28 protein-coding genes are annotated in these 23,279 nt (G+C 36.6%); 5 read left to right on the forward strand and 23 right to left on the reverse strand.

Annotated elements, in window-relative coordinates; genetic code table 11:
• Positions 1–55: 55 nt before the first annotated feature.
• Both MHB65_RS21950 and MHB65_RS21955 read left to right on the forward strand, forming a co-directional pair.
• Positions 56–3,223, forward strand: coding sequence for an amino acid adenylation domain-containing protein (locus MHB65_RS21950; RefSeq protein WP_342441718.1), 3,168 nt, complete (start codon positions 56–58; stop codon positions 3,221–3,223).
• Entirely contained in the window at positions 3,220–3,876 is a 657-nt protein-coding gene (locus MHB65_RS21955; RefSeq protein WP_342441719.1) for a 4'-phosphopantetheinyl transferase superfamily protein, read from the forward strand. Before MHB65_RS21950 ends, MHB65_RS21955 begins: the two co-directional genes overlap by 4 nt.
• Before the next feature lie 200 nt (positions 3,877–4,076).
• Here MHB65_RS21955 and MHB65_RS21960 read toward each other — a convergent pair whose 3' ends face one another.
• The 9 genes from MHB65_RS21960 to MHB65_RS22000 form a co-directional block, all read right to left on the reverse strand.
• Entirely contained in the window at positions 4,077–4,919 is an 843-nt protein-coding gene (locus tag MHB65_RS21960; RefSeq protein ID WP_342441720.1) for an IS3 family transposase, read from the reverse strand.
• Positions 4,916–5,422, reverse strand: a complete 507-nt coding sequence (locus tag MHB65_RS21965) for a helix-turn-helix domain-containing protein (protein WP_342441721.1) — start codon at positions 5,420–5,422, stop codon at positions 4,916–4,918. Before MHB65_RS21965 ends, MHB65_RS21960 begins: the two co-directional genes overlap by 4 nt.
• A gap of 532 nt (positions 5,423–5,954) precedes the next feature.
• A complete protein-coding gene (locus MHB65_RS21970; protein ID WP_342441722.1) occupies positions 5,955–6,968 on the reverse strand; it encodes an ABC transporter substrate-binding protein in 1,014 nt (337 codons plus the stop codon).
• Positions 6,969–6,978: 10 nt separating this feature from the next.
• Positions 6,979–7,740 (reverse strand): ABC transporter ATP-binding protein, encoded by a 762-nt coding sequence (locus tag MHB65_RS21975; RefSeq protein WP_036075994.1) that lies wholly within the window; start codon positions 7,738–7,740, stop codon positions 6,979–6,981.
• Positions 7,741–7,744: 4 nt separating this feature from the next.
• Positions 7,745–8,824: an iron ABC transporter permease gene (locus MHB65_RS21980; protein ID WP_342441723.1), complete on the reverse strand. Its 1,080-nt coding sequence runs from the start codon at positions 8,822–8,824 to the stop codon at positions 7,745–7,747.
• 779 nt (positions 8,825–9,603) lie between these two features.
• Positions 9,604–9,924 carry a hypothetical protein gene (locus MHB65_RS21985; protein WP_342441724.1) on the reverse strand — a complete coding sequence of 107 codons (321 nt, stop codon included), beginning with the start codon at positions 9,922–9,924 and terminating at the stop codon, positions 9,604–9,606.
• On the reverse strand, positions 9,905–10,273 hold the full coding sequence (locus MHB65_RS21990; RefSeq protein ID WP_342441725.1) for an aconitate hydratase: 369 nt from the start codon (positions 10,271–10,273) through the stop codon (positions 9,905–9,907). Before MHB65_RS21990 ends, MHB65_RS21985 begins: the two co-directional genes overlap by 20 nt.
• A complete protein-coding gene (locus MHB65_RS21995) occupies positions 10,266–10,604 on the reverse strand; it encodes a YolD-like family protein (protein ID WP_342441726.1) in 339 nt (112 codons plus the stop codon). The genes MHB65_RS21990 and MHB65_RS21995 overlap by 8 nt, the downstream gene beginning before the upstream one ends.
• A gap of 15 nt (positions 10,605–10,619) precedes the next feature.
• The gene (locus MHB65_RS22000; protein ID WP_342441218.1) at positions 10,620–10,892 is read right to left on the reverse strand and encodes a YolD-like family protein; all 273 of its coding nucleotides are present in this window, start codon (positions 10,890–10,892) and stop codon (positions 10,620–10,622) included.
• A gap of 192 nt (positions 10,893–11,084) precedes the next feature.
• On the opposite strand from MHB65_RS22000, the gene MHB65_RS22005 reads away from it, so the two are divergent.
• The 3 genes from MHB65_RS22005 (at position 11,085) to MHB65_RS22015 (ending at position 13,019) form a co-directional block, all read left to right on the forward strand.
• The gene (locus tag MHB65_RS22005; RefSeq protein WP_342441219.1) at positions 11,085–12,152 is read left to right on the forward strand and encodes a hypothetical protein; all 1,068 of its coding nucleotides are present in this window, start codon (positions 11,085–11,087) and stop codon (positions 12,150–12,152) included.
• Between the two features lie 25 nt (positions 12,153–12,177).
• Entirely contained in the window at positions 12,178–12,564 is a 387-nt protein-coding gene (locus MHB65_RS22010; RefSeq protein WP_342441220.1) for a hypothetical protein, read from the forward strand.
• A 122-nt stretch (positions 12,565–12,686) separates the two neighbouring features.
• Positions 12,687–13,019, forward strand: coding sequence for a hypothetical protein (locus MHB65_RS22015; RefSeq protein ID WP_342441221.1), 333 nt, complete (start codon positions 12,687–12,689; stop codon positions 13,017–13,019).
• 60 nt (positions 13,020–13,079) lie between these two features.
• Here MHB65_RS22015 and MHB65_RS22020 read toward each other — a convergent pair whose 3' ends face one another.
• The 14 genes from MHB65_RS22020 to MHB65_RS22085 all read right to left on the reverse strand — a co-directional run bounded on the left by MHB65_RS22020 (position 13,080) and on the right by MHB65_RS22085 (position 23,176).
• On the reverse strand, positions 13,080–13,811 hold the full coding sequence (locus tag MHB65_RS22020; RefSeq protein WP_342441222.1) for an N-acetylmuramoyl-L-alanine amidase: 732 nt from the start codon (positions 13,809–13,811) through the stop codon (positions 13,080–13,082).
• Positions 13,804–14,064, reverse strand: coding sequence for a phage holin (locus MHB65_RS22025; protein ID WP_342441727.1), 261 nt, complete (start codon positions 14,062–14,064; stop codon positions 13,804–13,806). Before MHB65_RS22025 ends, MHB65_RS22020 begins: the two co-directional genes overlap by 8 nt.
• 12 nt (positions 14,065–14,076) lie before the next feature.
• Entirely contained in the window at positions 14,077–14,325 is a 249-nt protein-coding gene (locus MHB65_RS22030; protein ID WP_342441224.1) for a BhlA/UviB family holin-like peptide, read from the reverse strand.
• A gap of 149 nt (positions 14,326–14,474) precedes the next feature.
• Complete coding sequence (locus MHB65_RS22035) at positions 14,475–14,708, reverse strand: hypothetical protein (RefSeq protein ID WP_342441728.1); 234 nt, start codon at positions 14,706–14,708, stop codon at positions 14,475–14,477.
• 12 nt (positions 14,709–14,720) lie between these two features.
• The gene (locus tag MHB65_RS22040) at positions 14,721–15,110 is read right to left on the reverse strand and encodes a hypothetical protein (RefSeq protein ID WP_342441729.1); all 390 of its coding nucleotides are present in this window, start codon (positions 15,108–15,110) and stop codon (positions 14,721–14,723) included.
• 16 nt (positions 15,111–15,126) lie between these two features.
• Complete coding sequence (locus MHB65_RS22045; protein WP_342441730.1) at positions 15,127–15,648, reverse strand: hypothetical protein; 522 nt, start codon at positions 15,646–15,648, stop codon at positions 15,127–15,129.
• A 16-nt stretch (positions 15,649–15,664) separates the two neighbouring features.
• Positions 15,665–16,894: a phage tail protein gene (locus MHB65_RS22050; protein WP_342441731.1), complete on the reverse strand. Its 1,230-nt coding sequence runs from the start codon at positions 16,892–16,894 to the stop codon at positions 15,665–15,667.
• A 16-nt stretch (positions 16,895–16,910) separates the two neighbouring features.
• Entirely contained in the window at positions 16,911–17,522 is a 612-nt protein-coding gene (locus MHB65_RS22055; RefSeq protein ID WP_342441732.1) for a putative phage tail protein, read from the reverse strand.
• A complete protein-coding gene (locus MHB65_RS22060) occupies positions 17,515–18,573 on the reverse strand; it encodes a baseplate J/gp47 family protein (protein ID WP_342441733.1) in 1,059 nt (352 codons plus the stop codon). Before MHB65_RS22060 ends, MHB65_RS22055 begins: the two co-directional genes overlap by 8 nt.
• Positions 18,573–18,983 carry a DUF2634 domain-containing protein gene (locus MHB65_RS22065; RefSeq protein WP_342441734.1) on the reverse strand — a complete coding sequence of 137 codons (411 nt, stop codon included), beginning with the start codon at positions 18,981–18,983 and terminating at the stop codon, positions 18,573–18,575. The genes MHB65_RS22060 and MHB65_RS22065 overlap by 1 nt, the downstream gene beginning before the upstream one ends.
• Positions 18,983–19,360 carry a DUF2577 domain-containing protein gene (locus tag MHB65_RS22070; RefSeq protein ID WP_342443778.1) on the reverse strand — a complete coding sequence of 126 codons (378 nt, stop codon included), beginning with the start codon at positions 19,358–19,360 and terminating at the stop codon, positions 18,983–18,985. The genes MHB65_RS22065 and MHB65_RS22070 overlap by 1 nt, the downstream gene beginning before the upstream one ends.
• Position 19,361: 1 nt before the next feature.
• On the reverse strand, positions 19,362–20,324 hold the full coding sequence (locus MHB65_RS22075; RefSeq protein WP_313871768.1) for a hydrolase: 963 nt from the start codon (positions 20,322–20,324) through the stop codon (positions 19,362–19,364).
• Entirely contained in the window at positions 20,317–21,000 is a 684-nt protein-coding gene (locus MHB65_RS22080; protein WP_342441735.1) for a LysM peptidoglycan-binding domain-containing protein, read from the reverse strand. The genes MHB65_RS22075 and MHB65_RS22080 overlap by 8 nt, the downstream gene beginning before the upstream one ends.
• Complete coding sequence (locus MHB65_RS22085) at positions 20,993–23,176, reverse strand: tape measure protein (RefSeq protein WP_342441736.1); 2,184 nt, start codon at positions 23,174–23,176, stop codon at positions 20,993–20,995. The genes MHB65_RS22080 and MHB65_RS22085 overlap by 8 nt, the downstream gene beginning before the upstream one ends.
• Positions 23,177–23,279 lie beyond the last annotated feature (103 nt).

A 23,279-nucleotide genomic window follows, 5' to 3' on the forward strand; every position in this document is an offset into this window, starting at 1 on the left:
CGATAATCGCTCCTTCATAAGTGTCGGCCCTTTTCTAAAATAGGAGTTGTCATGATTGAATAATAAACGAGAATTTGATGTACACCCATCACAGAATAAAATGCATTCTTTGGAGCAACAAACGCTACCATCCAATAGAACACAATTGTTGAACGAAGAAGACTTACTCGCATATCAAACGTTAAACCAAACAATGGCTGACTACGATAAAAATACCACAATACCTGACGTATTTTATCAGGCGGCACAACAGTTTGCTGAACGAATTGCATTATCCTATGAGGGTGGCAAGCTAACCTACCGTCAGCTAAATGAACAATCCAATCAAGTTGCTCATATGTTAGTTGCCAATGGTCTACAAAAAGGAAACTATGTAGCCATTTTAATGGAACGTAGTAAAGAAACAGTCATTAGTCTGTTAGGTATCCTAAAAGCTGGTGGAGTTTATGTTCCCATTGATCCAAGCTATCCAAAAGAACGTTGTCAGTACCTATTAAACGATACAGGTGCTCCATTTATCATAACGAAAAACGAACATACAGCACTACTGAATGATTTCATACATAATGATTCCCCAACACGTACAGTATTAACAATCAACCAAACCGAGCAAGGCTATTCACAAGCGAACATTCACTGTGAATTACTTCCATCTGACTTAGCCTATATCATTTATACATCTGGTTCAACAGGTAAGCCAAAAGGCGTTATGCTTAAGCATGAAGCTGTTATAAATTTGATAACAGATAATCAAAGAATCTACCATTCAACTAAAGAAGATGTTTATTCTCAGTTTATTTCTTATAGTTTTGACCCTTCTGTAACAGAAACTTTTACTGCTTTCTTTTCAGGAGCAAGACTTCATATGCTAACAAGTATAGAACGTCTATCGATTGAAGCATTTGCTGATATGATCGACCGTGAGCAAGTAACGACTGCCACTGTTCCAAATGCTTTCTTTACACAGCTGGCTACACATTTACCAGTAAGCTATCGAGAAAAACTCTCGACACTAAATTATTTATCTGTTGGTGGTGAAGCCCTATTGCCTGCCGTTGTTCAAAAATGGCAAGAGAAATTTGGACTTTCTTCAGAAATTATTAACGTATATGGACCAACTGAATGCACAGTATTGTCCTCTTATTTTAAGGTAAAAAGTCAGATAACAGACATGCAATCCAGCATCCCTATCGGCAAACCTATCGCTAATTATGAAATGTATGTTGTCAGTGCGGATGAACAGCTTTGTCCCGTTAATGTAATCGGGGAATTATGTATTGCAGGAGCTGGTTTAGCAGCAGGCTATTTACATCAGCCTGAAAAAACGGCTGAAGTATTTGTACCCCATCTCTTAAAGCCTGATCAAAAAATGTATCGAACAGGTGATTTAGTTCGACTATTACCAACTGGTGTCATTGAATTTGTTGGACGTAAAGATTCTCAAATTAAAGTAAGAGGCTTCCGTATTGAACTTGGAGAAATCGAAACAGTGTTAAGCAATCATACGAGCATTCAGGAAGCCGTAGTCATTGCGAAGAAAATGGCTGATGGGAATAACCATTTATTTGCCTACTATACGGTAACAAGTGGTATGCAGCTTGAAGAAAATCTATTAAGAGACTATTTGGCAAATCTTTTACCAGATTATATGGTGCCTGAGCAATTTATTGAATTGCAAGAAATGCCATTATCCCCTACAGGGAAAATTGATCGAAAACACTTGGCTTCATTGGAATTAACATTATCACGCAGCAATACATATATTGCTCCAGAAAATGATACACAACGTATGCTTGCTAACGCATGGGAATATGTACTCGGTATTGAGCCAATAGGCATTCACGATAACTTCTTCCATATTGGAGGGCATTCACTAAAAGTTCTCGAGATTCTTGTACAAGTGAAAAAACATATCCCATTCTTAAAGATTCAGGATTTCTTCCAATATCAAACGATTGCAGAACTTGATCATTATATTCGTCATTATCAACCGGAAGCTATTGAAGTTCAAGAACGACCAACTAACATTGTCTTCAAGGACTTAATGGAGCCTAGTCCGCTACAAGTCTCCCAAAACGTGAAGCCGTTGCCAATGACATCTGTATTATTAACAGGGGCTACAGGTTATTTAGGTAGTCATGTATTACATGAGCTATTAGCAACAACAAATGCGCATATTTATTGCCTTATTCGACCAAGTGCCCAAACTACGATTGAAGCCAAGCTAATAGAAAGTATGCAATTTTATTTTGGCAATACGATTGCTCAGCAGTTGAAAGACCGTGTCACAGTTATCCAAGGTGACTTAGGCAAGCAACGACTACATTTATCGGATGAAGATGAACAAATCATTCTGAAAGAAATCAATGCCATCATACATTGTGGTGCAGATGTGCGTCATTTCGGTGCCGCTGATCATTTTAATAATGTCAATGTAAATGGAACTCGCTATTTGCTTGAAATAGCCAAACAGAAACCAGGTGTACATTTCCATTATGTATCAACAATTGGTATTCCAGAGGAGTTAGCCGCCCTTCAATGGGGGCAAGATGAAGCAAAGGGTAACTTCAATTACGATGTAAAACTTGATAATGTTTATACTCAAAGTAAGCTAGAAGCAGAGAATCTTGTTCGAAATGCTATGCATGATAAAATCCCTGTTTCCATTTATCGTGTAGGGAATTTAAGCTGTCATTCTGAAACAGGTAAATTCCAACATAATATCGATGACAATGCCTTTTACCGTATGATTAAATCGATGCTTTATTTAGGTAAAACACCTACTGCACAATGGCATGTTGATTTTACACCAATCAATTATGCTAGTCAGGCACTCGTTTCTCTGGCAAATCAGCCAGCATCCAACGGCCATGTCTTCCATTTATGTAACCCTGTATCGCTTACTTATTTAGAATTAATCGATATGCTTAAGGAAATTGGTTATGACTTAACAATTGTATCAACACAAGAGTATACAGATTGGCTATTAAATGGCGATCATTCAAAAGATGTACAGGAATATTTATCATTAGCCATTGCTCAACTTGAAGGTGATGGAGCAAGTGACTCCCCATTTATCTTCAATTGCAAAAAGACGATAGAATTTTTAGCCCATACAAAGATTGAATGTGCAGTACCAAATACAGCCTTTATTGACAGAATGATTCAATACGGCATCGATACAGGCTACTTCCCAGAACCAAAACAAGTCAATATAAGATGATAGAACAAAATATACAACTATTTGCACTGCCTCTTGGAGCACAGTTAACGCCATTAGAATGGGATGCTTTTCTCAAAGTACTCCCTTCTGATGTTCAAGGAAAAGTTAAGCAATACAAGCATTGGCAGGATCGTCAAAGAGCCTTGCTAAGTAGCACCCTTATCAGGTGGGCACTCCTTCCCTATATCGATGAAGTCATGCTACACCTAGCTTATGATGAAAATGGCCGCCCATATATTGCAGGACATCCTCATTGGCAAGGTGATTTTAATGTTTCTCATTCTGGTAATTGGGTTGTGCTGGCAGTCGCTACTAACGGACGAGTGGGCATTGATGTGGAAGAAATAAAACCTGTGAGTGAAGATATGATGACGTATGCGCTTTCCGAGACGGAGCTTCAATTGGTCTCTCATCAGCCTCTACATGTTTTTTATGAGTTTTGGACATTAAAAGAAGCCCTTTTTAAAACAGGCTTAATGTCGATTACATCACCTCATTTGCTTGATACAATCGACATTAAAAGAACAAGGAAAGACCTTTTTACTGAGCTACTATATCTCGATCAGCAACACCCTGTGTCCATCTGCTGGAACCATGCATGTTCTAATGTAATAATCACCATGTTAAATAAAGAGCAGCTTCTACAGCTATAACAAAGGAGGAGAAATTGAATAATTTCGCCTCCTTTTATGTTGTTGAAAAAAGATCATGTCACTAGCAGAAAAAGACTTTTTAGTAAGGTGAGGGGTTGATTTCCGTTCCGCCAGCGTCCGATGAGCCGCTTCACTCACTTCCGTTCGCTCCAGGGTCTCCTCTGTGACGCTATGATCTGACCCCAAAAATATAAACTTTTTTACGAAGCTTTTCGATACTCAACGGGACTTTTTCCGTTGAGTTTTCTTTTAATCCGCCCATGATTGTAATAGTAAATATACTCTGCTAATGCTTTTGTAAATTCTACATAGTTTTTAAACGTAGTCGTGTACAGAAATTCTGATTTCAGAATACCAAAAAAGCTTTCTATCACGGCATTATCTAAACAATTTCCTTTCCGTGACATACTTTGCTTGATTTCGTGCGTTGCCAATAACGCTTTAAAACGTGGTATTTGATATAACCATCCTTGATCAGAATGCATGATTAAGCCACTCTTTTTCGATAACTTTGTATACATAAACGCCTTTTTAAAAGACTGTTGAACTAACTCAAAATTAGGTGATTTTGATACCTCATATCCAACGATCTCTCGATTGAATAAATCTAATACAGCGGATACATAGATTTTTTGACCGTTTATTTTAAACTCTGTGACATCGGTTACCCATTTCTGATTGGGTACAGTGGCTTCAAAATCACGTTGGAAGACATTCTCTGCGACATAGCCCACCGTTCCTTTATACGAACGATATTTTTTAGGGCGTACTGTCCCTTTTAAGCCCAATTCTTTCATCAATCGTTGGACCGTTTTATGGTTGATGAAAATCCCTTCATTTCGGAGGGCAAGACAAATACGACGATAGCCATAACGCCCCTTATGGTGATGAAAAAGTATCTGGATTCGTTCTTTAATCGCCTGATATTTATCTGGTTTTACCCATTTTTGAAGATGATAATAATACGTACTTTTCTTAAGTTTCGCGACTTTTAATAGAGCTTGAAGTGGAAATTCCAGCCTTAGCTCATACACAGCTCTCACTTTTTCTTGGATTTGAAGGCTTCCTTTTCTTGAACTAAGGCTTTCAACTTTTTTAAATAGGCATTTTCCATCCGTAAATACTCAATTTCCGCTTTTAACTCTTCCGTTGTTTTTTCATTTAAATCGGACGAAGGTGGTTGTTTTTTTGGCATTGATTGGTGCTCCTTTTCTACTTGATAGAGCACCTCTCCAGCCGTTGACATCCACTGTTTTTTCCATCTCCGAATGGTTTCACGAGAAGGAATATTAAACTTCGCAGCAGTCTGAAGGAGCGAATCGCCCGTCTCTATCAGGTGTTGAATTACTTTTATTTTAAAAGAATCTTCGTAATTCGTGAACCCTTGAGGACGAATAATTCCTTCAATGCCATGATAGCGATATAATTCAATCCATAATCGAATGTACTGTCGATCCCTCTGTAATCTATTGGCAATCTGATACGTACTTTCTTTTTCTTCAAAGTAGGCTAGAACTGCGGCTAACTTTTGTTCATCAGAAATCACTAACTGCACCCCCTATATTAAATTTTCAAGTCCAATATTTTGGGTGCAGTTCACTAAATCCCCTAGGAGTGACGCTGTCTCCACTCCAATCAACCATTCTGCAAAATGTCTTTACTTTTTTCATACTAACATAGCAATCAAATAGCCCAATATCTGTATTCCTAGGGAGATAGGATTTTTATTTTCAATGTGGAGAAGTGATTCGTTACTACCCCCTCAAAAAATGAGTAGTGAACGCCTTTGCTAAAAAGTTAATGGGTTGGAGTGGAAGGCTACTTGACTCCCGTGGGATAGCGAGACAGGCAAAACTCTAAACGGAGCGGTAGCGGAGGAAGCGATTCGGCGCTCGCTCACAGGAAAGCAAGTAGCCTTCAACGGAAATTCATTTTCACTTTTCACAAAAATTCTATTGATTGTTTTTCAACACTATGAAAGGAGGAGAAATCGAATAATTTCTCCTCCTTTCATTATTAATAGAAAACGCTGCGCTAGCGTGTCGTTTATTCGACCCACTAGGACAGCGTTATCTGTATTATTTAAATAAGTCTGGATACATTTCTTTCGCTAGGGCTTCCATTCCATCAATTGTGTTATAGCCATAGCCGAACATGTAATTGTAGTCTACAATATACATTTGTTTATTTTTAATAGCCTTCATGCTTGAAAGTTTAGGGTTCGCATAAATTTCTTCACGTATTTTTGTCAAATCAGAACCGTCCCAGTTAGGAAGAATCAATACATCTGGATCTGCAGCAATCAATGTTTCAACACTTACATCGCCTGTTTCATCTTTGAAAATATTATCTAATTTAACCATTTTGAATGCATCATTAAAGAATGTTTCATCGTGTGCTGGATAAACAAAAAGCTCTTTTGGATCATTTGTATGCAGATATGCAAATGTTTTTTCTTCTTTAATACTTTCTAATTTTGAAGAAATATCTTGTTGTCGGCCTTTTAATTCTTTAATAAAGCTGTCTGCTTTGTCTTGAACATTAAAAATTTCTCCGATATTTTCGATATCTTTGTAAATAGAATCATATGTGCCACCTGTTACAGATGATTCTAAAACATATGTTTTTACACCCATTTCATTAAGAGAGTCTACTGTTCCTACTCCCCATTCAGCATTATCAAATAAGCCACCACGACCAAATACTAAATCAGGATCAGTCCCTAATGTAACCTCTTTCCCAACATATTCATCACTTAAAATATTTAGCTTAGCATATTCTTCTTCTACAGATTTATCAACTGCACCAAAGTTTGCCCCAACACCAACGATTTTATCGCCTAATCCTAGATGTAATAATAATTCAGCTGCTGGACGTGTATTTGCCATAATTCTTTCAGGTGCTTTATCAAATACTTGATCTTTCTTTTCCCATGTTGATCCACCCTCAGCTTTTGAAAAGTTCTCAACTGTCAGTGGATAATGCTCTTTCGTTTGTGTTGTTGCCTCAGATGTATCTTTTGATGTGTTACCGCAAGCTGTTAATGTTAATAAAGCAGCTAAACCAATTCCTAATAATAATTTTTTCTTCATGGTTTTCCTCCTACAGTCCATATGCAAATCCTAATCCATTCGTCACTGGATTAGTAAATGTTTGACATTTAATATGATATAAAGCTTCTATTGTTTCTGGTGTTAAAACTTCTTGCGGTGTGCCATGTGCATAGATTTCACCATCTTTTACCGCATAAAGATAATCACAGTAATGTGCAGCCATTTCTAGATCATGAAGTGCCGCTAAAACACCGATGTTTAAACTTCTTACGCAGGATAGTATTTCAATTTGATAGCGAATATCTAAATGATTTGTTGGTTCATCCAAAATCATAAATTTAGGCTGTTGAGCAATCGTTCTAGCTAAAATAACCCTTTGCTTTTCGCCACCAGATAATGAAAGAAAACTACGTCCTCTATAAGATTGTAAGTTCGTTCTTGTCAATGCCTCTTCTACGATGTCAAAATCCTTTTGGTTATCTGACTCTAGCATTTTTTTATGAGGTGTTCTGCCTAACATCACCATTTGTTGTACCGTTAAATCAAAGTGCATTTCATTGAATTGTCCAACTACACCTAAGTGCTGAGAAATCTTTTTTTCAGGACTTTTTAAAACATCTAAATCATCTAAGAAGACCATCCCTTTTTGTGGCACGAGGCTTTTATAAATACTTTTCAACAAAGTTGACTTTCCGCATCCGTTTGGTCCGATTAAGCCCACAAATTGTTGCTTATTCACATGAATGGATATGTTTTTTACGATTTCCTTTTTGCCGATTTTTACTTCTATTTCCTTTGCTACTAATTCCATTGTTCTACCCTCCGAAGTTGTAACCTTTTTTTACAATCATATAGATAAATAATGGTGACCCAATGACAGAAGTAATAATTCCAATCGGTAATTCTACATTTTGGATTAATGTTCGAGACAGAATATCTGCCCAAATCATGAAAAGTCCTCCTAAGAGCAATGTTCCTAACATTAATCGTTTATGGTCTGCACCGAAGATACCTCTCGTGATATGTGGAATTATTAAACCAACAAAACCGATCATACCTGCATAAGCGACCATCGTTCCTGTAATTAGTGAGGTAAGAATCATATACAATTTACGATAAGCACTTAAATTGATCCCTAATGTGATAGCTGATTCATCCCCAAGTAGCATTGTATTTAGCACGCGATGTTGGAAAAGGAATAATGCAGCTCCAAGTACAATTACAATTGTTAAAATCGGTGTTTTGTCCCAGCTAGCTGAGGCTAAACTCCCCATAGACCAGAACGTAACAGTTTTAATGCCCTCAGCATTATTGGCAAAGAAGATAATAAGGCTTGAGAATGAACTACATAATGCACCGATGACAACCCCTGATAAAACAAGTTTTACTGAAGTTGCTTTGCCGCCAATGCTGGATAGGATAAGCACTGCCATTGAGGTAAGCATTGCCCCAGCAAATGCACCAAAGGCTACCCCAAATTGTGCTAATAATGCACTGCTCCCAAAACCAACTAGGATAGCAAAAGTTGCACCTAATGACGCACCTGAAGAAATACCCAGTATGTATGGATCAGCAAGCGGGTTTTGTACAACTGCCTGCATGACAGCTCCACATAATGCAAGTCCGATACCAATCAATAAGGCAAAAACCACACGCGGCATTCTGACCTGTAAAATAATATTCAAGTAAGATTCACTTTCCACACTATCAAGCGTGCCAAGCTTCCCATTGGATATAGTATGTAGCAAAATATCCATCGATTGCTTGAAAGGAATGCTGACTTGTCCTATTGATACAGAAAAAACGGCAGATATTAAAATGGAGGCTATTAAAAGCAAGATAATAACATAATAAATATTGCCCATTCCTATTCTGTTAGCTTCCTGTTTATCCAAGATTTCACCTCTATCTATTAAACTATTAGTTAATGATAACGATTATCATTTTCATTTTGTATTGTAAGTGATAATCCATTGAAAAACAACAGGAAAATTTTTAATTATAGATTATTCATACATTTAATAGATGAATAATCCAGTAATGGCGCTTTAGTTGACTAAAATTATTTTTCCCTTGGAAATAAAAACAGCTAGTTATAAATCCCAATTATTATATAGAAGAGAAAATTTAGGAATTTCTAAAAATAGGAGATGTAAAATGAAAAAACGCGGCATTTTTATTAGACAAAGGTGGAGCAACCATAAGTACAGCAATCTGTGATGAGATTGCTTAAGGAAATGAAATGAAACAATTTGAGAAGCCAGCGTCACAGATGAGACCTTTCGTGAGTAAAGCGGCTCACCGGACACCTCCTAGAAAGGACGCTGGTGGAACGGAAATCAACCCCCTTGCCTTGTCAAAAGGTCTTTTTCTACTCGTGACATGATTTTTTTCAACAACAAAACCACTTCCCATAAAATGATGGAAAGTGGTCATGTTTACTTAAAAGATTGTGTTTTTAGTTTAAGCTAAATCTTACATCATTCCTGGCATACTTGAACGGATTTCTTGCATCTTTGAAACTCTTTTCCAAGTCTTAACGTTGAAAAAGATCATAGAGCAATAGAAACATATGTTTCGTCTGATTTCGATTTCGTTAGTTTTATCTGTTATTTTTTTGTTAGTTTTGAAAAACTAACATTACCTTTCTTATTATATAGAAGAAAGTCACTCATTATCTATCAAATGAGTGACTTTCCTTATTGCTTAATTCTTCTCTTGTCAGCCTTTCTTCTCCACCTGTTATAACATTCCTTAATTTTATTAATTGGTTAATTACTACATCTAAGCTCTTTACTTTATTAAAGCCAAGCGTAACAGGTGCATCATTTAAACTTAGCATCTCACCCTTTTCTAATTCTGTGCCAATGGGTACAGGGTCAATCCTGGTAAATTGAACGGCCCCTGTTTTTAGCTTTTTATTTCCAACTATACGAACTCCTATATCTCCATTTCCAAATAAAATTTGAACAGAACTAGTTTTTAGAATTGGCATTATCATTTATCTCCTTTAAGTAAGTAAATATCAACTCTTCTGTATGAGTTTTCAGCGCTTGGTTGGCATATTGATGCACTTCATCCTCCCCAGGCGTTCGTATTGTCACCTCGCTAAAATGCTCACTTATTTTCACCCATTTAACTACTTCTATTTTTTGTTTAGCTAGAAAGCGTTTTTTATTGTAATAATCATGCCTTAAATCTTTTAGGAGTCGGTCTACTATATCTAGATACACTTTAGACATCTTAAGATTTGTTAAGCTGTCATAATCACGCTGCAATGATTTGATGGCCATATCTAGTTTTATAAATTTGTAAAGCACTTGGCGATCTTCTCTATTAATCATCTGAGTCAACCAATGAAGCTTTTTGAATTTTATTGAATGCAATACGCTGGATTGATGTATTGGTTTCTAAAAGTAGCTCTTTCTTATATGCATCTGTTCCAGTAACAACTCCAACTTCATTGTGCAACTTATTATGATCCCATAGAGTGAGTTTTACCAAAGTATTCATTTTGAATGCTCGTTGGATTGTTTGCTCTATCTCTTCAAGCTCCCATTCAGTTAAATCACGCTTTTTATCATAAAATTGCTCCTGTTTCCATGTTTTAATGAGGTCAAGATGTTCTGGCAGCATCATAGCAGTCCATTTTTTAGATCCTCTGTCGTTTAACATCACAATCACTCTCCACTAATATTCGATATCTGAAATTTTTAGGATATCTAAAAAATGCACCTTATGATTATTCATGTACTTATCTTTAATATGGATTAGTTTTGTATTTGCATCCATTTTTGTTATGGTACCTTCTAATGGTTCATCGCATTTGTAGATGCTAAAAACTTTGGGCTGTTTTTCCTCCATTGCTTCGGTTAGCGCGTTTGCCATTTCTTCTAAGTCAAATTCATCACGATCTGGGTGTTTCGGATCTTTCTTTTTAGTAGGCGTTTTAGTTTTTGCCATTTTAGCCACTCCTTTTAAGAACATTTGTTTGTATATATTATAGAACTAACGTTCGTATATTTCAAGGTGTTATTTATTCTCCTTTTTCCCTTTTTCGATAAGTTTTACTAAACTGAACAATTTATTATCATACTATTTGTATAGTTTTTGGGATATAATTTCATAGAAACTAAATATTACCGGAGGTTTACTATGAATACTTTGAAGTCATTAATTTTTCCTCAAGACCTGAATAGATTAAGTAAAAGCATTTTAAAGGATATATGTAATGATCTGACATTAGAATCAACGGGAAATGTCAATGAATTAACAAATAGAGTATGGTCTTCATTTGGTCAAATTGAGGGAAGTACACTTGAAAAGATATACAAAAACATCTTTGCGGGGGCAATTTCTTTAGCATGGTATCGTACTACAAATGAGGAAGGTTTAGTTGGGCTTAAACAAAATATTATCCAAAACATGCCTTTTAATCCATTTGAAGAGGTGATTACTCCAAATAGTACAGAAATTCCTAATGAACCATCTATAATTGCTGCTACCGAAATTGATGGACCTTCTAAGTATCTTCTTCGATTCATTCATAGAGCGGGTGTAAGCGTTGACTATTATTTAGCTGACAGAAGAGAATACATTAAACACGAAATTACTACAGTTTATATTGATGAAGTTAAGGGAATAATTGAAGTAAGAGCAAGTTCTACATCAGCAAAAAAGGTTATATCTGGATTAGCTGCAATTTTGAATGAAACATATGACTTTAAACAGTTTGATTTTTTAGAAAGTTACAATGGTGACTTAGAATTATTAGCTGACGCATTACAAGGTCAATTAATTGATGCTATAGGGAGACCAGAAGGTTTGGTAGAGAGTTTTGAAGAAACTCAAGGCCAATCAATTGTGAGCATACTATCTGCCATTGACGAATATTATAATAATGGCGAATTAACCATACTAGAAGAAAATTTAAATAGTGAAGATATTACTGGTATTTTAGAAACTACCCCATTCACTTTACTACTTTTAAGTGGTCTTGAAACGATAGGTTTGGGAAGTATTCGAGAACTTAGAGGGCTACCTTTATACGATTATTTAGAGCCTTATCTTGCAAAGCAAAAAGGTTCTATATTGTTTGAGCATGCTGAAAGTGGAGTTGTGCAAGTTTATTCGATTCGAATTGGTGTAAAATCAAAAACATTTAAATTCAACGTATTTGCGTCTGAACACGTATTAGATTATATTAGAGAAAAAATGTTTTAATTAACTAACTGAGAGGGTGAAATTTATGCGTGATATTAAACCATGGGAAGTAAATAAAATTTTTAATGAAGCACTTGAAACTATTGCTGTTAGTCAAGTGAAGAAATTTTACCCAAGTTATATTGCGAAAATGACCGAATTACCTCTCGGTGTAGTTATAAATAAACTGAAAGAATTAGAAGAACAGGAAGCTCTAAAAATTAAACACGAATTTCTTTGTGAAGAATGTTGTAGAAGCATTTTAACAGTTAATCAGAATGATTTTTTCGATCCTGAAGTTACTTGCTTGTATTGTGGAACTGAAAATAACTTTGATCCTTTGGATGCAATACCAATAATTGAATTAGATGACGGTTATAGAGAGAGTTTTTCAAAAAAAAAGCCTTTAACAAGAGAACTAATGTTAGTTTAGAAGCTTATAATAAACCTTTAAGTTTAAAAGAAATAATACCTATTTTAAAGAGAGAAGGTTTATTAGAAGAAGTATCGAAGGTTGGGAATGTAAACATTATAATAAATACAGGAGATGCTTATATGAACGAATCTAGTAAATACAGCGGTTTTACTTTTGGAAATAACAATGGTAACTTTAACCTTGAAAATAATGGTACTTTAAACCAAGGGTTTGCTAAAACAGATGAGGATATAGGAACTGCACTAAAGCAGATTAATGAAGAAATTAAAAAACTTTCAGAAGATAAAAGAGAAATAGCCGAACCACATTTTGACCTTCTTCAAACTCATTTAAAAAGTGGGGATAAAGAGAAAGCTAAGAAACCACTAGAAAAATTAAACACTTTATTAGGCTCTGTGGGTTCTATTCTGACTATTGCTTCATTTTTAGGATTTGGACTCCCTTTAAAATAGAATTCTTTATTATTAAAAAATGCCCAGGCTCAAAATTGAGTACCTGGGCTTTTTTAGTGATTATTTTACTTCGTATAATTTGGTTGTTTTGCTTTCGTTATTATAAATGAGCTTTAATCCTAACAAGTCCGCAACATCTCTAACTGGAACATGCATCTTACCATCAATAATCAGAGCATTAACGGTCTTCACATCATTGAACATGACCTTCGCTCCTGTAATTTGCTCCTCTTTCTGTGTATGTTCAGTTTGTATTTTTGTGTAACCTAAATGAGCTGCAAATACTTCTGCGATGGCAGCGCAAATGGCAGCAAAGTTCCTATGGTACAATTCGACATCAGCTTTGCTATCTACAAAACAAATCTCAAGAAGAATAGCAGGCTTAGTCGTATTTTTTAGGAAATATAACTCTGTACGTTGTTTTGCTCCACGATTTTTAAGTCCTGATGCTTTGGAAATAGCAGCGCTAACCTTAGCTGACAAATCTTTTTCATCATAATAAAGAACCTCAACCCCTCTTGGTCCATCGATGACGCTTGCTGCATTAAAGTGGATGCTCCAATCCAAATCACGTTGTTGCCCATTATGATAGTTCACGATTGTCTGTAGATTTTGATTTTGAGTAGTCGAGGTATTGTCATGGAACACTGAGCCAGCACCAGTGTATTCAGTAGTAAGGAGTCTATGAACCTCATTAGTTACTTTTCTAGCCTCATCTACTTCATCGATAAAATGCTTGGCACCTCTAATTTTTAAACCATGGCCACTAGATCCTACGAACTTTTTAGTCATTACTATCATCCTTTCGAGCGTATCCCATAGCTCTTTCACTATCATTCATTCCTGGTGTTGTTGGATCGCTCACGACACCAAATAGAACTAATAAAGCAAGCACAGTATTAAAAATATCTGTTACTTGCTCATTATAAATCGTTGTGTCTAAACCAAATAAGGCTGCGATTTGTTGAATTAATAACAACAACAATGAAAATGCTCCCACTAGGAACGGCTTGTGTTTCAAACGTACTTTCCAGTTGATTTTCATTTATATTTCCTCCTAAAAGATGTGTTTTTCCATACGGTCCATACGACCTTCAAGTGAAGTTAAACTTTTACTTATTTCACGCATTGCGTTAGCTTGTTCACCTTGGGCTGCTGTTAACGCTTCTAAATTTTCCATGAGTTTTTGTTCACGTTTGGCAGAATTCCAAAAAACATAAACTACTAAACAAATACACAGAATTGACCATACCACTTGTGAATTTGCTACCTGACTTGCTGCTGTTACCGTTGTTACTGGATCCATTACATCACCAATCCTTTGCCCTATTTAAAATAAAAAGCCATGAGACGCATCGAAATTTGGTAGCTTGTACCGTTGCCCATCTCGATTGCTCTCATAGCGAAAAAACACATAAAAAACAACGCTAGCTTATGCTGCGTTTTAATCGTCATTTATTCGGTTGGTTCTTCTACTGGTTGTGTATAAGCAATCGTTTGTTGATACTCAGTTTCTGTGACATAACCTTTGACTAGAGCATTATCGATTTGTTCCAACGTGTAATTATCTGCAGCATACTGCTTTACTGGTTCATGATAATCAGCAACTACTGTCTCAAATTTTCTTGTCCCATGAACATATACACAAACTGCATACTGTTTTGTAAGTAAATTGTTAACTGCCATCATAAATTCCCCCTATTATGTTAATAAAATTGATTCCATTAATTCAAGTAAAGTTGAGTCCGTTGCTGCTTGTGCTACTTTTAATTCCTGTACTTCCTCACTTAATGGCTTCTGATAAACTGGCTCAGTAGGTTCCTCTGGATTGTTCGGGCCTGAATAACTGAACTCTAGCTGGTTTGTTTCAATGTTAATGCGATAGCCATCGCACTCAGCGAAATCTTGAGCATAAGCACCGAAAGGCAACTCAATTACACTAAATGAATCCCTAACACGGCTGTACAGTTCTTTATAGGCCATTACATCTTGATCAACTGTAGTTGGTCTAACACCGCCTTGTCTTTCTCCTGTGTCAACTAAAATATTACCAGTTGCAATTTCATAATAAATTTTTCGTCCTATTTGCATTCATTTCAGTCCTTTCTTATTCATAAACAATCCAATAGTATACGAGTGATTGGTTTAATGCAGCATCACTAAACGAAAAACCATCATTTGACACAACGACTGGGCTGGACATTGCTATCGTTTGGTTTTGGCTAATCCACCTATCATTATAATATGGTGTTTTTGTGTTAGCAGAATAAACAAATTTTCTATTCGAATCGGTTTCTTCAACTATTATTAATGTTGGTTTAAAACTCAAACCATTAATTGTAATAGTATTGGAGCTACCTTTAATTTTTGACCCACTCGCCCACTTCTTTCCCACAAACAACCTATCAACTAGTGACTGCAACGGCTCTGCTCCACTTGAACCGTCCTGCATCTTTGCGGCTAAATCATTTTTAGCTTCCTGAATGACTGCATTAATAGCAGCCATTGTGTCATTTGCCGTAGCTGGTGATCCAACTACACTAGCTAAATCAGCCTTTGCATTAATACCCTCAATACCCTGTAGGGCTGATATAATGTCACTTAATTTGGCTGTGTTATCTAAAGGCATACAGTAACCCCCTTTATTAGGAATATATATAAACTGTGTATTGTTCGGATGGACCTGTTACTGGTAATTGAATATCGTTCATACTTACATGTGCATTACCAGTTAATCTGATAGTGTAATTTTCACCATTTGTTGTTATTTGTTTATACCCACCATTTTCAGTTTTTGCCTCTTTAACAAACACTGTTGTTACTATTTTGTCTTGCCTATACACTACTATAGTTGTAGGTTCAAAATCTAAAGCTGTTATCTTAATGTAATATCTAGGGAAAGTTTCACCATTTAAAAAATTAAAAATCAATGTACTGGAACTAGACATCAATGATACTTTAGCGTACTTCTTTCCTACATCTATATTTGATATTTCAGCTAAGATAGTTGTCCATGTAGCATCGTCTGGCAGGTTAATATCACCGCCACTAATACCATTCACAGTCTGTGCAAATTGTGTTTTCAAGTCACTTTCATTGGCTTCGGCTTCGTTTACAATATTTATTAGCGCTTGCAAGTCGGTGCTGGAAATACCCCGACTACGTAATGTAAAAAAAGAGGTGTCTTCCACCACCTCGGCAAATCCTTTTTCTAATAAATTGATAGGTTGACCTTCTATATCGACTAAAGGTTTTGATGATGCTCCGCCATTAAGTGATACTGTGAGTGGTCCACTCAAATCATTAGCAATTTTGATAAACAATCGATGAGTGCCAGATTTCCTTGTAAGTCTCAATTGATTGCCTACGATTATCGGTGTTTGATATTCAAAGTCTGATAGATTTTCTGCTATTTTATCGTCAACATATTTCCGACTTGCGATAACTATAGTTGGATCAACTGATAATTTCACCACATCTGCATTGTTAGTCTCGATGACGAAATGTATTAATGTTTCTTCTGATATACCTTCAGACAATTGCGGCTTATATTTTTCAGGATATTGCCCTACCGCAATAAGTTGGTTTTGATCGTCAAATACACCAATTTCTCGTATTGTAAATCCGCCTGCTGTTACTGGTATTACTGCATCAATAATAATTCGATTCTCATTATTTGAATCAATCGTTACATTTGATACAAGTCCTCGCCAAACCTCATTCACCAAAGCTGTTTGATTCTGCGTTGGAACGTAGTGAGCACCATTCCCATCTCCTAACGCAACGTACTCAAGACCAACTTTACTTTGTGTAACCTGTGCGTTTGCTATTTGAGCCAAACCGATAGTCGTTATAATTGTTCCATATTGAGCCACGATACCTCTCCTTTCGTTACATAGGTGTTAATGTTATTTCTGTTGCAGTTTTGACGCCTACGAGGCTGTTGCTACGCGTTTGTTGTAATACGTCTTCAATATTCATTGGGTGCAAGGTAATTTCCGAACCACTCATCATGAAACTAGGGACATATAAATTGGTGATCAAACGTCGTGCTATTTTTAATTCCATATTCAGTGGTATTACCCGATCGAGTGTGTAGTCGATTTCTTTGTCTACAGACGTATCAGTAGCTTCAAAAACAAAAGTTGCTTTACAATCTCCAACGTTTAAATACTCTTCCCAATTACCTACACCAACTAAATTATCTAGGATTTCCCACACTTTACGTTGTGTAATTGGAAGTCTTGTAGATTGCCTTACAATCAAGCGTCGCCTGCGAAAGTCTAATGATTCACTTGATGGATCAGCACGTATGTCATAACCACGCTCACGCATTCTTATGAATTTTTCACTGGCTGTCATGATAAATTGTTCGATTTCCACTCGTTTTTGGGCGACATCTAAGTCATCTAATTCAACAGTTATCGTTTCTGTAAGCTCATCTGTTTCTTTAATGCCATCATATATATCTGGTAAATTACGTGCGACTCGATTATCAAGCATCTAACGTCACCACCCCTAAAATTGGCACTTGATTGAGAGTTAAAGTGAAATTACTGTCTTGACCATTAATTGTTGATTCCAGCACATCACTTATTCCGACAATATCTAGTAATCTAGATTCGATTTGTAACTGTCTTATGATTAAAAAATTAGCGTTTTGCCATTCTTTCTTGAGCGAAAGAAAGTATTCATCAATTATCTCTTCTACTTCATTTTGGAGTTGTCCAGGTGTTACGTTAGAAATGACTAGTTTTAAGTAAATGTCTATAACAACAGTCTCAACTCCACTTACTGTTACCCGATGTCCGTAAGGTGCTAATCCCAGTCCTTCGCCACTATTCACAATAGGGTCTATGATCGTTTGTGCCTCCTCAATCAGCGCAGGGGATGGTGGATTAAAATCGGAGTCAATGATAGTTATTCCTACTGTTCCTCCGCCAGCAGGTGCTCTATAAGGCTTCACCCCACCAACTCCATGAATACTCATAACTTTTTGCAGATAATCGTCCCGGTTGCCACCATACGGTATTTGTTTTCGAGTCAAGAAAAAACGTATACGAAAATCTTCTGTTGGTTCTTCATCTTCACCTGGTATGAGTAATTCGGTAAGATTAGCAGTTTCTAAACCATCAATATATTCAATTGGAATCAAGGCACCGAACTGTGTATTACCGATAACACCTGTTGTTTCACATTGCATTTCATAAATACCTGGAGCAATTCGTTGGATGGCTATATAATCTAATTCACCAAGAGAAAAACGAGACCCAATAGAAATATCTTTGCTGAAAACACCTTTTAATATGGCATTGGTTGCCTCGTAAGGATAGACGCCATATTCTGCAGCACGACGTATTAGATTTGGACGAGAAGCTGTTTCAGGAAATGTCTCTAAAATAATACTATCTAACGCTATATACATTTCTTGCAGCTCTTTCGCTGTCATCGCGCCAGTATCGTAGATAATAGCTCCCTCACGCTTGTCTACATCATTGCTGATTCGCTCTAACATACGTTCAACAATTGCTTCAAAGCTTTGATGTTCAAACATTAGGCAACCACCACCTCTTTTGTTATTTCAATTTCGCCTGCTATTGTATGAGCTGTAAATTGCACATGCACTTTATTCTTTATGTGACTAAAAGAAAAAGCATCAACACTGTCGATTCGATCATCGTGTGTTAACGCTTCTGTTATTAGTCTTTTTAGTTCACTGTATACAAAAGGGATAGGTTGTCCAAATAGCTTTCCGATTTCAGCACCATAGTTCCAAGTATAAATTAAATGATCATAGCGCTCTGTACTTAACGCTTTATAGATAGCCTGTTCAATAGCTTCTCGACCATCAGCGTACCCCACAATTCGTTTCCGTACTAAATCTAACTTGTAAGTCCTGGAAGGCTGAACAACTTCTTCGAAATCTGCTGTTAACTCTTCATCCAAATTATTTTGAGGAATCATTAAACCACCTCTTTATCAATTATTAAGTACTGTTGGCCGCCATGAGCACGAATCATAGTCACCTTGTCACCCTTCATCAACCCATTATGAATAAGGAACTTCTTTCGCCCCTTGTATTGATGATTATGTGAAGCGAAAGCATCATCACCAGAACCACCAGCACGATTTTCTGTTACATGGTCTACAGTCATTTCTACTTCATGATCCATCACAGCACGAGTTAGCTTTAGATGTTCCTCTTTTAAAGTGAGTTTTTGGTCCACTTGAACCTCTAATGGACTTACGCTTAATACAGTGCCATATACAACTGTAGAGAGTTTTTGGGCATTTATAACACCCAAAACTAGCTTCTGGATTTCTTTTAATATATCCTCCATACTACGCAATGAAATCACCGCCTATTAACTTCAAATCCATTCTGTGATCACTCTCTTTGAAAATATGTTTCACCGATTCAACCATCATAAAATTAGCTACAGTCAAATCACCAACATACAACTGGACAGCCACTTGACTGCCACCTCGTACAGTTGGAACACCAAACACTTTATTTATGTGTAGCTTACGGGATTTGCGGTTGTAAAGCTGTAACATACCATCAGCTTTTGCTTTAGCATTATCTTTTTCACCTAATTTTTCAGTTAGTTGCAATACGCCCCATTCGTTGATTTTGCTGCTATCTTGAGCAATATAGATTTCCCTTTTACCCTTTTTCTTATCTTCACGTATTAGCTTGATTTTGTTGTACGTATTTTCGTCAATGGATGTCGTGTATTCAAACGATTCCCCTGTGCTTTCATCAATCAGTAAATCGGTTTTAAGCGTCCTAGCTTCACGTAAATTCAATGCTCCAAAATCATCATAGAGCACATATAAACTTTTAGTGTGTAGAGTCGTTTCAGCTAGCGCGTTAGCCATGATCGTGAACAGTTCTTGATTATCTTCCACCATAGACGGTATGACATGTTTGGTATTATCTACAGTACCTGTCTTTAATCTAAAATCTTTCGCAATCATTTGAAGTACTTGAGCAGCCGTTTTTTTGGAATATACATAAGTGTCTTTATTTTTAAAGTAGCGCAGCTGATCATAGCAGGTAACAGTGATAACCCTGTTATTTGTTCGTTTCTTGGTAAAGACAAAACCGTAAAATATTTTATGACCGTCATATTCAAAGCGTACTGCGTCACCTTCATGGAAGTTAAGTACTTCATCCTTAACTACTTTGAATGTCAACTTACCTGGTGTACCTTTTCGATGTGTTTCCCACTCAATCCCTTCCTCTACAGCACATTCGTATAGTTGCCCTCTACTCATGATATATAGTTTTGATTTAGCCAAGTTTGATCACCTGCCCTGCTTTAATGACGCTTGGATTACTGATGTTATTGATTTTTGCTAGCTCGGTATACTTCGAGCCATCACCTAAATACTTCTTGGCAATGGCCCATAGTGTTTCTCCATCTTTTACGGTATGAGTTTTTGGCGTTTCCTTCCCAGTTGTTGGCCGTTTTTGCTCTACGACAGCTTTAGTAGCAGTCTTAGCAGCACTTGTTGAACTACTAGCTTTTGTAGCAGCTTTCAAATTGATCTTTTTATTGCCATAAGCTTTATACTGTTTTAATTTGATTCGTACATTGACATCAAAGCCATTTTCGGCAGATTCTAAAATCTCGTATTCTTCAATTGAAACGGTCATGTTGGTGTCAAAAAGCAAGTTACCGTTAGGCATCATACGGTTTACGATAAATTGAAAGGGCTTGTCATCAACTTTCAGCTTTTCTAGTTTTTCTAGGTAGTAGGTAGCTGGCTGAAAACCATTCGGATAAACAGAAAACGGATATTTGACGTTTGGGAGTAATACCTCAAACTCAATATCCGTTAGTCCAGTTTTCTTTATTATGTTGACTTCGCCTTCGTTCATTAGAACAATCGTTTCGTTTCTACCATTAATCTTCGTAGACAATTCAGCAGGGGCAACAGGAAACTGTACACCATCTACAAAAAAGTTATACATCTTCTGTTGGCCCTCCTTCGGCTAGCATTTCGGCAACTTCTTCTACTCGTTCTCCGAATTTATCGATAACGCCATCAATATCTAACTCACTGTTGATATGATTTTCATTCTTCATATCCACTTTAATCTCTGCTGTTGTGTATCGGTTAATGGCTTCACGCTCGGCAATATCACGAAGATATTTTAAATCCTCATTCATCATTTTAATACCATCAGCTGCTTTTTTCGTGTTATCGGCTGTTTTCTTACCTGCCTCGTTACCTTTGTCCAACTTGTCACCTAATCCAAGAGCATCGTTAATCGACTTCATAAGCGCATCGGTATTGCCACCTTGTTCTTCTTTCGAATTAAACAAATTGGCACCCCAATTGTAACCTGTGTCCCAAGCATCACCTAAAGATTTCATCTCCATTTTAGGAGCTTCCCAGTAATCAGCAGGGGCTTCACCAACCCAATCTCCTAATGCGCCTTTGAGACCTTTTAAATCACTTGTAATAGACGTTGTATGAGCGATTTCGCTACCTTTTCCAATACCAATTTTTGCAGCAATATCAGATGGCAATAAATCAACAAGCCAGTTCCAAGCTCTGATAGCACCATTCACCGCATCGACCATTACATTTACAAAATTAGTCGCAAAACTATCCCAACCATTTGTCATCGAAATAATCGAATCTAGAACATTTGATGCTAGATTGTAAAACAACCTTTTAACTGAATACATCGGATTTTTCCAAACATTTACAAAAAATTCCACATAGGAAGCCCACATATTCCACAAATAAGCTATCACATTGAAAATTGCGGACCCAAGGACCATAAATGCTCCAGCAATAATTCCTGTTGCGCTGATAGATGACCCTGTAAAATGATTTATTGCAGCAACAGCTAAGTAAATTATCGCTATTAAAGCAATAATAGCTATTACTACCCATACAACTGGATTAGCAGCAAGCGCAGCATTCCAAGCCCAAACAGCTGCTGTTTTTAACAAAATGGCTGTTCGAACTAAAATTATATAACTTGCAAGAATAAGTAATGCACTTCCTACTCCAAAGATAATAGGAGCAACCCATTGCCAATTATCATAAATAAAGGCTCCTGTTGAAGCAATTGCATTCAACACAATACCTATAACTCCAGCTATTAAATATAAAGCCTGTGTTGCACTAGAAACAAATTCTTTAAATCTCTCACTATTTGCAACCTCATTTATTTTTTGTAACACTGGGCCAAATGCACGCAAGGCTTCATTTTGAAAATACGTCCACATTTGTGACCAAGTTACTGGCATACTGTCAAACTTTTTATTGATTTCATCAGTGGCTGCAAACATTGCATTTTTTATAATGTCGGATGTAATCATTCCGTCAGATGCTAAATCACGAATCGCCCCTATAGGTTCCCCCATATAATCAGCAATTGTTCGAATTAGATTTGGTGCTTGTTCGAAGATCGAGTTCAATTCATCACCACGTAGCACACCACTAGCTAATGCTTGTGATAACTGTATTGTTGCATTACTTGCTTCAACAGCACTTGCTCCAGCAATACCAAATTGCTTTTGTACAAGCTCTGTAAATGCTACTACTTCACCCATGCTACCGAATGAATCACGAGCATTAGTACCAATTCTTGAAACCATGTCAGCAGTATCCTTAAATGAAGAAAATGATCGTTGTGCGGCATCGTGTATAAGTTGTTGCGCAAGTTCTATATCGCTCATATCTCCGAGACCGAAATCAACTTTAGCTAATTGATCAGGTATTACTGGCATTTCTTCTACTAGTAATTGTACACGGGCCTTAGTATTGGTTAATTCATCAGAAATCTTTATTACTTTACCTAAACCCTGTAGGGACAAATAAGCGCCTATCAAAGCAACTACTTTACTAAGTAAACCATTCATCGCATCTGTACCATCACGTATACGATTGTTTAGCCCACCTTGCGCATTATTAGCTGCATGAATTTCTTGTTCAATCTGATTCATTGAGTTAGCTGCATTAGCTAAATTTCTTCGCATCAACTCAATAGAAGAACTATCGAACATATCGCCAGAAGCTACATTCATATGCTCCATTTGGTTAACCATCATTGAAATAGCATTATGCATAGCTCGAATGGGTTGGCTTAAACGATCTTCAATTTGAATTGCTGTACGTATTGTAGCCATAACTACACCTCTTTTCAGGCATAAGAAAAAGCACTCATAATTGAGTGCTACTCTTTTGTGATATATGTTCCATCAGGTTGTTTATAATACTTAGTATGACAGA

It is taken from the genome of Lysinibacillus sp. FSL K6-0075, from assembly GCF_038592945.1.
GTDB classification, from domain to species: Bacteria; Bacillota; Bacilli; order Bacillales_A; family Planococcaceae; genus Lysinibacillus; species Lysinibacillus fusiformis_F.

Bases quoted from the DNA above. Each gene is read 5' to 3' on its own strand.
- MHB65_RS22060 (WP_342441733.1), bottom strand. From the start codon at position 18,573: ATGTTTGAACATCAAAGCTTTGAAGCAATTGTTGAACGTATGTTAGAG.
- MHB65_RS22010 (WP_342441220.1), top strand. From the start codon at position 12,178: ATGCGTGATATTAAACCATGGGAAGTAAATAAAATTTTTAATGAAGCA.
- MHB65_RS22035 (WP_342441728.1), bottom strand. From the start codon at position 14,708: ATGATGGCAGTTAACAATTTACTTACAAAACAGTATGCAGTTTGTGTA.
- MHB65_RS22000 (WP_342441218.1), bottom strand. From the start codon at position 10,892: ATGGCAAAAACTAAAACGCCTACTAAAAAGAAAGATCCGAAACACCCA.
- MHB65_RS22045 (WP_342441730.1), bottom strand. From the start codon at position 15,648: ATGCCTTTAGATAACACAGCCAAATTAAGTGACATTATATCAGCCCTA.
- MHB65_RS21975 (WP_036075994.1), bottom strand. From the start codon at position 7,740: ATGGAATTAGTAGCAAAGGAAATAGAAGTAAAAATCGGCAAAAAGGAA.
- MHB65_RS21955 (WP_342441719.1), top strand. From the start codon at position 3,220: ATGATAGAACAAAATATACAACTATTTGCACTGCCTCTTGGAGCACAG.
- MHB65_RS22085 (WP_342441736.1), bottom strand. From the start codon at position 23,176: ATGGCTACAATACGTACAGCAATTCAAATTGAAGATCGTTTAAGCCAA.
- MHB65_RS21995 (WP_342441726.1), bottom strand. From the start codon at position 10,604: ATGTTAAACGACAGAGGATCTAAAAAATGGACTGCTATGATGCTGCCA.
- MHB65_RS22015 (WP_342441221.1), top strand. From the start codon at position 12,687: ATGAACGAATCTAGTAAATACAGCGGTTTTACTTTTGGAAATAACAAT.
- MHB65_RS22025 (WP_342441727.1), bottom strand. From the start codon at position 14,064: ATGAAAATCAACTGGAAAGTACGTTTGAAACACAAGCCGTTCCTAGTG.
- MHB65_RS22080 (WP_342441735.1), bottom strand. From the start codon at position 21,000: ATGTATAACTTTTTTGTAGATGGTGTACAGTTTCCTGTTGCCCCTGCT.
- MHB65_RS22065 (WP_342441734.1), bottom strand. From the start codon at position 18,983: ATGATTCCTCAAAATAATTTGGATGAAGAGTTAACAGCAGATTTCGAA.
- MHB65_RS22005 (WP_342441219.1), top strand. From the start codon at position 11,085: ATGAATACTTTGAAGTCATTAATTTTTCCTCAAGACCTGAATAGATTA.
- MHB65_RS21985 (WP_342441724.1), bottom strand. From the start codon at position 9,924: ATGCCAATTCTAAAAACTAGTTCTGTTCAAATTTTATTTGGAAATGGA.
- MHB65_RS22040 (WP_342441729.1), bottom strand. From the start codon at position 15,110: ATGCAAATAGGACGAAAAATTTATTATGAAATTGCAACTGGTAATATT.
- MHB65_RS22030 (WP_342441224.1), bottom strand. From the start codon at position 14,325: ATGGATCCAGTAACAACGGTAACAGCAGCAAGTCAGGTAGCAAATTCA.
- MHB65_RS21970 (WP_342441722.1), bottom strand. From the start codon at position 6,968: ATGAAGAAAAAATTATTATTAGGAATTGGTTTAGCTGCTTTATTAACA.
- MHB65_RS21990 (WP_342441725.1), bottom strand. From the start codon at position 10,273: ATGATTAATAGAGAAGATCGCCAAGTGCTTTACAAATTTATAAAACTA.
- MHB65_RS22070 (WP_342443778.1), bottom strand. From the start codon at position 19,360: ATGGAGGATATATTAAAAGAAATCCAGAAGCTAGTTTTGGGTGTTATA.
- MHB65_RS22020 (WP_342441222.1), bottom strand. From the start codon at position 13,811: ATGACTAAAAAGTTCGTAGGATCTAGTGGCCATGGTTTAAAAATTAGA.
- MHB65_RS22055 (WP_342441732.1), bottom strand. From the start codon at position 17,522: ATGCTTGATAATCGAGTCGCACGTAATTTACCAGATATATATGATGGC.